Genomic DNA, 12,299 nt, shown 5'->3' with positions numbered 1-12,299 from the left:
GGTATCAATTTACCTCACGGCATAAACTTCATAAAACTCTCTCGCACCGAGTCAACGTAAACCTGATCGGGCATTTGTGCTCTGGCCGCTATTCGCTTTTTGAAATCGTCATTGCCAACCACATAACGAAGAGTGTTGGTACCATCCGTTGCTGCCGTGTAAATAACATCAGCTACTTCATCAGCCGTTGCCAATCGTTGGGCAATCAGGCCCTCAAAGAGCTTACCAGCAGCTTTCGTAAATTCATCGTAGTCAGTAAGTTCAGGATTATAAGCGAACTGCTCCTGGGTAACCTTGCCAAAATTAGTCGACGTACCACCCGGTTCGATGATTTTCACGATAATATTCAAGGCTGACAGCTCAAAAGAAAGCGCTTCTGAAAAGCCTTCCAACGCAAACTTGGACGCGCAATACATAGAAAGCAGTGGTAACGTAAAACGCCCAGCCCCCGAACTAATGTTCAGAATCAGCCCTGATTTTTGTCGACGGAAATAAGGTAAAATAGCCCGAGTCACATTCATCACGCCAAATACGTTGACGTCAAATTGCTGCTGAATCTGCTCAGGCGTCATCGCTTCGAACAAACCATTTTGCCCGTATCCGGCATTGTTGATCAGCGCATCTATCTGCCCAAATCGTTCGATTCCTTCGTTTATCGCCTGCTCAATGGTACTGGATTCCTGCACATCCAGTTTCGTCACTAAAACATTTTTCAGCTGGGTTAATTCCTGCTCATTCTCAGGACTGCGCATCGTAGCGATGACATTCCAGCCTTCGTTAGCGAATTTCCGGGCCGCCACCTTACCTATGCCGGACGATGCTCCGGTAATCAATATTGTCTTACTCATGCTGATAAGTCTATCAAAAAACTACGCTTTGGTGAATGATTTTCCCAGTGTGGTATCCAGGAAATTTACGGCTTCATCATGGTCGGTGGATAGACTAACCGGCAACCATTTTTCCAACTCGGCCTGTCTGGCCGCATCGGCCTGCTTTAAAATACCGATGGCTTCACTGCCCAATACCAAATGGATGGGTGGCTCAGGGTCATCAACAAGATCGACCATTACCTTCGCGGCTTTATCGGGGTCGCCCATTGGCACAAAAGAACCACCTTTAAAGAAATCGGCCCGCTGGTCGACGGTTGTTTCGTAACCCGCTACTTGTGGGGCATAGCTCATGGAGGCACCAGCCCAATCGGTGCGAAAACCGCCGGGTTCTACACAAGTGACCAGGATGCCAAGCGGAGCCACTTCCTTGGCCAGGGCTTCACTAAAACCACCTAATCCAAATTTGGCAGCCTGATACATCGTTAGCCCGGCATTACCTACCCGCCCGCCTACAGAACTGATTTGCAGAATACGGCCGGAACGCTGCTTCCGCATATAAGGCAATACAATGCGGGTTATCTCGATCGGAGCATAGAGATTCGTTTCTAACTGGCTGCGCACCTGCTCATCGGTAAAGGCTTCGGCGGCACCAATAATACCGAAGCCAGCATTGTTTACCAATACGTCGATTCGCCCAAAATGCGTGACCGCATCAGTAACGGCTGCTATGATTTGATCGTTAGCAGTCACATCCAACCGGATGGGATAGAGTTGATCGGGATACTTTTCGATGAGATCGTTTAATTGGTCTGGGTTGCGGGCGGTTGCAGCAACCTGATCGCCTTTGGCTAGGACGGCTTCGGTCAGGCTGCGGCCTAACCCTCTGGAACTACCTGTGATAAACCAAACTTTTGACATTGTCGTTGAATTTATTTTTTGACAAAGGTCCATCGAATCAGGCCGCCCTGCTTTGTTGAAACGCTCAAAGTTACTTTGTTAAAACGCTCATCTTAATCTCAGAGTCTTCGATTGAATTTGCGGGCTCCGTGCTTTGCCAAGTACGCTACAGGTTGATAAATCCCCAAAAAAGAGGAAGTTTGCATGCCAGATAAGTTACTATTCATAAATAAAATGTCTAGTAATAACATAACCAATAACCCTAATCTCATTTACGTGTCCACCGATACCCAGCACCAAATTGCTCTAACACTCGTTCCCGGCGTGGGCAGCATTCTAATTCGTCAACTGATTAGTTACTGCGGTTCTGCTACCGATGTGCTTCGCTCACCGCTCGTGCGATTACTGAAAGTGCCCGGCATTGGCGAGGTGACAGCTCGGGCTATTCTGAAATCGGGTGCGCTAACAGAAGCCGAGCGAGTGGTAAATCGGTTAGAGAAAATGGGGGCAACAGCACTGTTTTATACCGATAAAAGCTACCCGACCAGACTCAAAACACTTTATGATGCCCCAGCGCTACTTTATTTTCAGGGTGCGGGCAATCTGAATAGTCTACGGACAATTGGCATAGTTGGTACCCGACAAGCCACCGAATATGGCCGACGCATTACGAATGAGATCATTGAAGCGGTGGCACCCTTTGGCGTCAATGTTATTAGTGGACTGGCGTATGGAATCGACATTGCCGCCCATCGTTCTAGTTTAGCGAATGGGTTAGCTACAGTGGGCGTCATGGCCAGCGGATTAGATATTGTGTATCCAAATGTGCATCAGAAAACTGCCCAGGAAATGCTCATACAAGGTGGTTTGCTTACCGAAAGTCAACCCGGTACTAAACCCGATGCGCATCTATTTCCGGCCCGAAACCGGATTATTGCTGGTTTGAGTGATGTAGTCATCATTGTGGAAGCAGCGGCCAAAGGGGGAGCACTCATTACAGCCGAATACGCCAATAATTACCATCGTGAGGTTTTTGCTGTGCCTGGCCAGTTAAATCAAGCCTTTTCGGCGGGTTGCAATAAGCTCATTCGGGAAAACAAAGCGCAAATTTATACCAGCCCGAAAGACATTATCGAAACGCTTAACTGGGACCAAACACCAGCAGATGAATCTGCTTCCCGAAAAAAAATAGCCCCTCCGCTGCCCGTCGATATCACCGAAGAAGAAAGTCAGGTTTTGGCCTTACTAAGGCAGTCGGATGATCTGCATATCGATGAGTTAAGTTGGAAAAGTCAGATACCAATGGGGCGGCTGGCCTCTCTCCTACTCAATCTGGAATTCCGGGGATTTGTGCGTTCGCTACCCGGCAAAAAGTATGCCGTTGTTTATGTATAAACTAAACTACTAATCAATTTAAAATAATACCACTAAACTATACCTTAAAAGTTACCTTTTTTCAATTAGAACTACTATTATATTGTCAATTATTGAGTATATTTACCAGAAAACTACTCATAAATATAGCTACACTAGTTAGCTTAAAAATGTAATTTCTCTTAGTTTAAAATAAACGCCTAACAAACAACAGATCATCCCTTCTGCAAATAAAAGCAAAAAACTATCCTCACTTTTGCAAGTAGGATTGCTTTTTGCTTATACAAATACAATTTACAGTAAACTTTCTATTAACTATTTTAATCATTTGCTATACTACCTTTTCGGTAAGGTATATTAAACACTAGTTTCACTTACTTTATCGCAACCAATGAGACAATTAGTAGTTCGCACATACCTACTTATTGTCCCTACTGTTTTATGACTATTTCTTTTGTCAATAAGCTACACCTGGGTAGCATCTTTCTGATTTTGGCAGGTTCACTGATTGGTATATTATTTTTCCATACCATTCATGATCAGCAGGAAGAAGCGCAATGGGCCAGGGGTAAAAACAAACAGATTCAGCAATTACTAACGCTGGAAAATCTGCTTGATGATGCTGAATTAGCGCATCGGGCATTCCTTAGCACGTATAATCAGTCATTGTTACTGGCCTACTCAACAGCGCAGGAGCAGGCAAAGGAGATTCTTACCAAACTCAAGGACTCGCCAAATGACTTACAACAGATACAGCGACTGCTTCAGCTTGAACAGACAATGCAACGGCTGGCTCAAATCCGAAGCACACAACATACAAATAGTCAACAGCATAACTTTGTCGATACAGGCCAATTCAAAACGCTGGAAGCCACAGAAGTAAACACCAGCAGGCAACAACTCAGTCAGATTCTTCGTGAAGCACAACGCGAATTAAACCAGCGGGAGGAGCGGATGAGTGCGCTCATTCAGATGCTTACCAAAGGAGCCGTTAGTGCAGCAACTATCCTGTGCGCGCTGGCATTAACGCTTATCTACTTCTACGCTCAGGAGTTTAAACGCCATCGACAGTTGGCCGATCAACTTCATAGCAATGTCTCTGAACTTGAACAACTTAACCAGGTCAGTGATAATCGAAACTGGATATTGACGGGCATGACGGCGCTAAATGAAGCGCTACAAAATCTTCAGGTTCCCGAATCTGTCGCAAAAAATTCGATTCAAACACTTAGCCACTACCTGAATGTCCCTGCTGCTGGCTTTTACCTTTATGAGGAGCAGGGTAGTGACCAACGACTCCAACTGAGTGCGTCAGTGGCTTTACCAGTCAATACTCCCCAGTCCTATGCAATCGGAGAAAGTCTGGTAGGGCAAGCGGCCACTCAGCGCGAGTTATCCGTTATCAACCATGTTCCAACTACCTTTTGGGCTATACAATCGGGAGCGGGGCAAGCTGTACCGGGGCAAGTCGTCTGCGTTCCATTATGGTACGGTACAGAATTGAAAGGGGTAATTGAGCTGGCCAGTTTTCAACCATTGACCGACAATCATCTTACGTTGTTAAAAGATGCAGCCAACGATATTGCTATTGCCTTAAGCACTGTTCAGGCTCGGCAGCGAATGAGTCAATTGCTTCAGCAGGTACAGCAGCAAAAGGCAATTCTGGAGAATCAGCAGGAGGAATTACGGCAGACAAACGAAGAGTTAACACTTCAGGCCGAAAGCTTACAGGCGTCGGAAGAAGAGTTACGGGTGCAGGAAGAAGAACTCCGCCAAACCAACGCTGAGCTGGAGGAACGGAACGAAGCTATAGAAGTAACCCGCCAGGCTCTCGTTAGTCAGGCCCGCGAACTGGAAGAAGCCAGTAAATACAAGTCCGAGTTTCTGGCCAATATGTCACATGAGTTACGAACGCCCCTAAACAGCGTCTTGATTCTGGCTTCGCTCTTGGCCGAAAACAAACCGAATAATCTGACAGACAAGCAAATAGACTATGCAAATGTGATCCATAAATCAGGCTCTGATTTACTCGAACTCATCAACGATATTCTGGATCTGTCCAAAATTGAAGCGGGTAAAGTTGAGTTGCATTTGGAACAAGTCTCCGTCAGCAGTATTGTTAGCGATCTACAGCAACTCTTCAGCGTTGTTGCTGACCAAAAAGGAATTGCGTTACATACAGAGGTGGATGAAGCCGTTCCTGCAATTATCCATACGGATAAACAACGGCTTGGGCAGACCATTCGAAACTTACTGTCGAACGCCTTCAAGTTTACGCCGAAAAATGGCTCCGTAACGCTCTCATTCCGGTCAGAAAAACCATCCATCAAACTAACCAATCAGGTATTGAGACAAGCCAATCAGGTACTGGCCATCTCTGTAACTGACACCGGAATTGGTATTCCAGACGATCGGCAACAGTTAATTTTCGACGCCTTCCAGCAAGCTGATGGGTCGACAAGCCGGAAATACGGTGGTACCGGCTTAGGACTTTCCATTACACGGGAACTGATTCGACTGCTAAACGGGGAAATTCAGCTTCAGAGTGAACTAGGAAAGGGTAGTACATTTACGCTTGTCCTTCCCTTAATCGGCACCCAATCGTCGCCCCAGGTTGCCCAACCAATTAGCCAGCCCAGTCTGGTAACGACGAAGCCTGGACCTGTGGTTGTACATGCATCCAGCAATCCGGAACAGGACGATCGGCATACGCTACAGAAAGACGATCAGGTCATGCTGATTATTGAGGATGACCCTATTTTCGCACGTATTGTCCGCGATTTTGCCCGTAGTCGTCAGTATAAAACCATTCTGGCAAGTCGGGGCGACGAAGGGCTGAAGCTGGCCCGTGCCTACAAACCCTCGGCAATTATTCTGGATATGCAACTGCCGGTCGTGAATGGCTGGTCAATCCTGAACGAGCTGAAAAGTGATGAAACTCTGAAGCATATTCCCGTGCATATCATATCTGGTATGGACGATCTGCGGCTTCCCAGCGATGGTGCTCTGACCTATATTCAGAAGCCCGTCAGCGCCAATGATCTGGAGCAGGTTTTCACATTAATTGGCACCCAATTAAGTGGTAAAGTAAAAAAAGTGCTGGTTCAATCGGGCAATTACCTGAAAGATGATGCCCTCCGGCATGTGATCGAACAGCGCCATCTGGAACTGGAATGCGATTACGTATTAACGGACGAAGAAGTCGTGCATAAAATAACCGAACAGACTTATGACTGTCTGATCGTGGATATGGGTCATGATTTAAAACATGGCATTAAGGAGCTGCGTCAACTGCGCTCGGCACTCGTGTCTCATTCGATGCCGGTAATTATTTACATCGATGAAGACTTGAGTCCGGCTAATGAACTCAAACTCAAAAAGTTATCCGATGTCGTTATCCGTGAGTCGTCGCAATCCATTGACCGCCTTATGGATGAACTGGAACTGTTTCTGTACAAAGTTCAGGAAGATAAAAAGAAGCCACTTCCTCAGTCAAAAGTAGAGTTAACCGGCAAAAATCTGGAAGGGCGGAAAGTCCTGCTGGTCGATGATGACATCCGTAACATCTTCGCTCTCAGCACCCTCCTGGAACAACACCACATGAACGTTGTAACGGCCGATAATGGCCGGGAAGCGCTGGAGATGCTTCAGCGACATACCGATACAGACATTGTACTGATGGACATTATGATGCCTGAAATGGATGGTTACGAAGCTACCCGGCGCATTCGTACCGAACTAAACCTGCATAAATTACCCATTATCGCGCTGACGGCTAAGGCCATGCCCGGCGACCGCGAAAAAGTTATTGACGCCGGTGCATCCGACTACATTGCAAAACCCGTAGATAAAAGCCAATTATTTTCCTTAATGCGTGTTTGGTTGTCCCACTAGCATATGAGTCAACACCCTGTTTTAACAGCCGAAGAACTAGCGAAAATTATACACCTTATTCATCAGCAATACGGGTATGATTTCAGCAATTATGCGCGCGCTTCGCTGGAGCGTCGGGTACTTCGCTGTATGCAACAGGCTGGCCTGAAAACGACCTATGAGCTAAAATATAGTCTGATAAACGACAAATCATTTTTTGATTGGTTTCTCCAATCGCTGACGGTCAACGTAACAGAGATGTTTCGTGATCCGATATTCTACCGGGATCTGCGGGAAAAAGTACTTCCTAAACTAGCTACTTATCCGGTTATAAAGATCTGGCATGCGGGTTGTGCCACAGGCGAAGAAGTGTTCTCGATGGCCATTTTGCTGGCCGAAGCAGGTTTACTGGAACGTTCCCGCTTATACGCCACCGACCTGAATCCTGCCAATCTGGAACAGGCCCGGCAGGGGATCATTCCGCTGCAACAGATGAAGGCGTACACCGATAATTATATGCAGGCGGGCGGGAAAAACGCGTTTTCGTCTTACTACACCGCTTTATACGATCATGTTATTATCCGAAAAGAATTCCGGACGAACATCGTACTGGCCCAGCATAATCTGGCTGTCGATCAGGTTTTTAACGAATTTCAACTGATCTGTTGCCGAAATGTGCTCATTTACTTTGACCGCGAATTACAAAACCGGGTTTTCCAGCTGTTTCATGATAGTTTATCACCCTTAGGCTATCTGGCAATTGGCACTAAAGAGTCGATTCAAACGGCCGACGTGCGCACACAATTTGAAACGATTAGTTTACCCACTCGTATTTACCGTCGGAAACAATGAAGGCTACGCACGATATCGGCATAGTAGTTATTGGCGGCTCGGCTGGCAGCATTCCGGTTATAACCGACGTGTTACAATCGCTGCCCAAGCCCTTCAGCGGCACGGTTATCCTGGTGGTGCACCGGTCAAAAAATACGCCCAGTGAGTTATATAAACTGTTCCTTAATATTGACGAGAGCCTTCTGGTATGCGAACCCAACGACAAAGACCCTGTCCGGTCGGGTTACGTTTATTTAGCCCCTCAGAACTACCATCTCCTGATCGAATCCGACGAGACGTTTAGTCTGGATTATTCAGAACCCGTTCACTACAGTCGCCCTTCAATCGATGTTACCTTCGAGAGTGTGGCTCGTGTGTATACAAACCGAGTCACGGCTATTCTACTCAGTGGGGCCAATCGAGATGGAGCCGATGGACTGGAACGTATTCTGTTGACGGGAGGTGCGGGTATTATTCAGGAACCCGCTACCGCCGACTATCCAGCGATGCCTCAGGCAGCTGCTGAGCAAAATCCAGGAGTGCGTATTCTTACTCCTGACCAAATAAAGACTTATCTACAAACCATACTTCAACCTATAGAAAAATGATATCCAACCATTCACCCGATGGCTTTACGATTTTACTGGTCGACGACCGGGAAGAAAATCTGCTGGCACTGGAAGACATGCTGGCCACTGAGAATCGAACCTTTTTGAAGGCTACTTCGGGCAGTGATGCGCTCCGAAAAGTACTTAAAAATGAGTCGATTGGCTTAATTATGCTGGACGTTCAAATGCCTGACATGGATGGCTTTGAAGTAGCTCACCTGCTTAAATCAAATCCCCGCACCAAAGACATCGCCATTATTTTCGTGACGGCCATCAGTAAAGATGAACAATACGTAATGAAAGGCTTTAGCGAAGGCGCCGTCGATTACCTGCAAAAACCGCTGGACATCAATGTGACCAAGGCAAAAGTGAATGTTTTTGAGCGTCTGTATCGCTATCAGCAGGACTTAAAACAGAGCGTGCAGAAGATTGAACAGATTAATAAGCAGCTGGAAAAATTTGTTTACGTAGTGGCGCATGATCTAAAATCCCCCTTAACGGGTATTATTGGGGCCATGTCGCTGCTGGAAATGGCGGCCGAGAATCCAGAGGGCATTCAGGATGAACTTCTGGAGTATATTTCTCACTCCAAGGAGGCTTCGTTTTACATGGCGAATATGATCAATTCGCTACTCGAATATTCCCGCACGAGTATTGATCAACAGACTATCGAAGAAGTCGATGTCCAGGAGTTGGTCGAACAGATTGCCCGGCTACTGTTCCCGCCTAAGCACATCACCATCCAGATTCATGGACCATTGCCCGTGATGCGGACAAAAAAATTAAAACTCCAGCAGGTATTGCAGAATCTGATCAGCAATGCCATCAAATACAACGATAAGGCTGAGGGGCTAATAGAAATAGGCTATCGGGATTTCAAGAATCATGTCGAGTTCTACGTACGTGACAATGGCCCGGGAATTGCTGTCGATGAGCAAGATATGATTTTTAATTTATTCCAGAAATCAGCCAGGAATCCCGATACAACGACAACGGTTGAAAGCAGCACCGGCGTTGGTTTATCCATTCTGAAATTACTGGTAGAAGAGCAGGGTGGTAACGTCTGGGTCACCTCCCCACCCCATCAGGGGAGCACTTTTTACGTCGAATGGACCAAGTAATCAATATATGGGTAGGTGTACCATTACTTTATTATTTTGGCACTTTAGTAGCTAGTTGAAGCAATTAACTACCGTAAAATTAATTTATGGAAGCTCATAATAAAAACGAACACCTTATCTTTACAATTTGTTTACCTTATTAAGATAATATAACCATATAGTTAATTTCACAAGACCAACAAATGATTATTTGTTACTTTTACTGAGCAACCTCGTAAATCCCTATGAAAAAACTGCATAATGTATTGGTAATTGAAGACGATTCATTTATCCGTAAAGTACTTCGACAGACCCTAAAAGATGATTTTGAAGTAACTACCAAAGAGAATGGTATGGAAGGCATGGCATGGCTGGAAGAAGGGAATCCAGTCGACATTGTCCTGTCAGATATTCAAATGCCGCATATGGATGGCAAAAACCTGATTGCGATGTTGCGCGCTAGTCCGGTTTTCAAAAAATTGCCAATCATCATGTTATCGACCTTCGCCGACAGTGATACACGGATCGCCTGCCTGAACCTAGGAGCCGACGACTATATCATTAAGCCATTCAACCCAATGGAGGTGAAGACTAAGATTTCAACCGTGTTGCGCCGGATTGAGACTAGCAAAGTTGGCCAGCCAAATCCTGATTGATAAGAACCTGAATCTATCTACTAATCATGAAGGCAGGAAGCGAAACCAGTCAACCATTTCGGATACTTTACGTTGAGAACGACGATCGGCGGATCAAGTCGTTTCAGCGGGCATTTGATGCACAGATCGCCGTCGTTGATGTACCAGACTTCTGGTCAGCTATTGCGTACCTGGATGATAATGAACCTGTTGATCTGATTTTATATAACGACAGCTTAAATACACGCGGCTTTATGAATGCCTTTAAGGCCAAACAAAGCCGGACTAAAATACCCATTATTCTCTTAACCGACCAGGAATCCATTGATCTGACAGCCGCCCCTTATCACGGCTATGTTATTGATGCATTTCCCTACAATTATTCGGAGGCCGCTTTTCAGATTCGGTTGAATTATCTGATTCAGAAACGGGACTACCAGCGAAATGGACGGGTTGTCTATAAGCCAATTTCGGTTCGAATGCCGATTGGGAAGCGGGCGTTCGATATTGGGCTTTCGTTGCTGATCTTATTAATGATATCCCCTCTGTTGCTGATTGTGGCAGCATTGGTTAAACTCGATTCGCCAGGGCCTATCTTCTATGGGTCCAGACGGGTGGGAATGGGATTCCGAATATTCAATATGTACAAGTTTCGTACAATGAGTACCGGAGCCGATAAGCTGCTGGCGGGGATGGCCTCGCAGAATATGTACAATAAGGTTGCTGAGGAAAAACCTGCCGACGAATTATGTGAGCAGTGTAAACTGGCCAATTTACCCTGCCAGCGCCCACTGTTTCTGGATCAAAAGCAGATTTGTGAAACGCTTTATCATCGCGAACAACAGGCGAAGGCCATGTTCAGCAAGTTTAAAGAAGATCCACGAGTGACCCGTCTGGGCAAAGTTCTGCGCAATACCAGTATTGATGAGTTACCTCAGCTATACAACATCCTGCGGGGCGACATGTCGTTTGTAGGCAACCGCCCATTACCTCTGTATGAAGCGGAAAAACTGACAAACATTGGCTACGCCCGTCGATTTGCAGCTCCGGCTGGTTTGACGGGATTATGGCAGGTGACGAAACGGGGTGGAGCAAAGGTATCTGATCTGGAGCGTATTCAGCTCGATGTTTTGTATGCCAAGCGCTTCTCTTTGCGCACAGATATGCTTATTCTTTTGAGAACCCTTAAAGCAGTATGGCAGAAGGAAAACGTATAGTAACAACGCCACTAATTTCGCTGATTACCATCAACTACAAGCAGGCACAGGTAACCTGCGATATGTTGGAATCAACCAAAGCGTTGACGTATCCACGCTTTGAAGTCATTGTTGTTGACAACGCATCAAAGGATGACCTCGCCGAACGTCTTCAGCAAGGTAATTATCCGAATGTGAAGCTGGTTGTGAGCCCTGAAAATCTGGGATTTTCGGGTGGAAACAATCTGGGTATTCAGCATGCTAAAGGCGACTATTATTTTCTGCTTAATAATGACACCATAGTTACTCCGAATTTGCTAGAACAATTACTCATTCCTTTTTCGCAACATCCAGAGGTTGGCGTTGTCTGCCCCAAAATCCGCTTTCACGATCAACCAAATATCATTCAGTATGCGGGCTATCACCCGTTGAATAGCTTTACCGGGCGCACCTGGGCCATTGGGCTCATGGAGCCCGACCAGGGGCAGCATGATAAGCCCGGACCAACCTGGTTTGCCCACGGTGCCGCCATGCTGGTTAGCCGCGATGTACTGAAACGAGCAGGCTCTCTGGACGATAGCTTTTTTTTGTATTACGAAGAGCTCGACTGGTCGGCACGAATCCGGCGGGCGGGTTTTCAGATTTATTACCAGCCCGATGCGCTGATTTACCACCGTGAATCCATGAGTGTCGGAAAAGCCAATGCCATGAAGGTGTACTACCACACGCGCAATCGCCTGTGGTTTATGCGTCGGAATGTAACGGGCTTTTCATTGCTGGTTTTTTACCTATATTATTTTTGCCTAGCCCTCCCCAAAGCTCTGATCCAGTACATGTTACCCTGGCAACCCGCTTACCTGAAAGCGGTAAAAGACGCCATTATCTGGAATTTGACTCACACCACAAAGCCACCGACATCTGTATCTATGCCGGTAGCTATAGCGGGTAATTAATA

Annotated in this window: 10 protein-coding genes; 8 read left to right on the top strand and 2 right to left on the bottom strand. The window is 46.2% G+C overall.

Annotated features, from left to right (window positions below):
- Positions 1 to 14: 14 nt before the first annotated feature.
- Both GO755_RS32550 and GO755_RS32545 read right to left on the bottom strand, forming a co-directional pair.
- Complete coding sequence (locus tag GO755_RS32550; protein WP_157589621.1) at positions 15 to 848, bottom strand: SDR family oxidoreductase; 834 nt, start codon at positions 846 to 848, stop codon at positions 15 to 17.
- A 21-nt stretch (positions 849 to 869) separates the two neighbouring features.
- Positions 870 to 1,748 (bottom strand): oxidoreductase, encoded by an 879-nt coding sequence (locus GO755_RS32545; RefSeq protein ID WP_157589620.1) that lies wholly within the window; start codon positions 1,746 to 1,748, stop codon positions 870 to 872.
- A gap of 255 nt (positions 1,749 to 2,003) precedes the next feature.
- Here GO755_RS32545 and dprA point away from each other — a divergent pair, with 255 nt between their 5' ends.
- The 8 genes from dprA to GO755_RS32505 all read left to right on the top strand — a co-directional run bounded on the left by dprA (position 2,004) and on the right by GO755_RS32505 (position 12,297).
- Positions 2,004 to 3,122 (top strand): DNA-processing protein DprA, encoded by a 1,119-nt coding sequence (gene dprA / locus GO755_RS32540; protein ID WP_317166007.1) that lies wholly within the window; start codon positions 2,004 to 2,006, stop codon positions 3,120 to 3,122.
- Positions 3,123 to 3,542: 420 nt separating this feature from the next.
- Positions 3,543 to 6,995 carry a response regulator gene (locus GO755_RS32535; protein WP_157589618.1) on the top strand — a complete coding sequence of 1,151 codons (3,453 nt, stop codon included), beginning with the start codon at positions 3,543 to 3,545 and terminating at the stop codon, positions 6,993 to 6,995.
- Between the two features lie 3 nt (positions 6,996 to 6,998).
- Positions 6,999 to 7,826: a CheR family methyltransferase gene (locus tag GO755_RS32530; protein WP_157589617.1), complete on the top strand. Its 828-nt coding sequence runs from the start codon at positions 6,999 to 7,001 to the stop codon at positions 7,824 to 7,826.
- On the top strand, positions 7,823 to 8,413 hold the full coding sequence (locus tag GO755_RS32525) for a chemotaxis protein CheB (RefSeq protein ID WP_157589616.1): 591 nt from the start codon (positions 7,823 to 7,825) through the stop codon (positions 8,411 to 8,413). The genes GO755_RS32530 and GO755_RS32525 overlap by 4 nt, the downstream gene beginning before the upstream one ends.
- A complete protein-coding gene (locus GO755_RS32520) occupies positions 8,410 to 9,534 on the top strand; it encodes a sensor histidine kinase (protein ID WP_157589615.1) in 1,125 nt (374 codons plus the stop codon). Before GO755_RS32525 ends, GO755_RS32520 begins: the two co-directional genes overlap by 4 nt.
- Positions 9,535 to 9,758: 224 nt before the next feature.
- Positions 9,759 to 10,169 (top strand): response regulator transcription factor, encoded by a 411-nt coding sequence (locus GO755_RS32515; protein ID WP_157589614.1) that lies wholly within the window; start codon positions 9,759 to 9,761, stop codon positions 10,167 to 10,169.
- Between the two features lie 26 nt (positions 10,170 to 10,195).
- Positions 10,196 to 11,365 carry a sugar transferase gene (locus GO755_RS32510; RefSeq protein WP_157589613.1) on the top strand — a complete coding sequence of 390 codons (1,170 nt, stop codon included), beginning with the start codon at positions 10,196 to 10,198 and terminating at the stop codon, positions 11,363 to 11,365.
- Positions 11,344 to 12,297 (top strand): glycosyltransferase family 2 protein, encoded by a 954-nt coding sequence (locus tag GO755_RS32505; RefSeq protein WP_157589612.1) that lies wholly within the window; start codon positions 11,344 to 11,346, stop codon positions 12,295 to 12,297. The genes GO755_RS32510 and GO755_RS32505 overlap by 22 nt, the downstream gene beginning before the upstream one ends.
- Positions 12,298 to 12,299 lie beyond the last annotated feature (2 nt).

This window comes from Spirosoma arboris, assembly GCF_009754945.1.
GTDB classification, from domain to species: Bacteria; Bacteroidota; Bacteroidia; order Cytophagales; family Spirosomataceae; genus Spirosoma; species Spirosoma arboris.
Note: the sequence above shows the minus strand (reverse complement) of the source record. Positions and strands in the feature narration are given on the sequence as shown.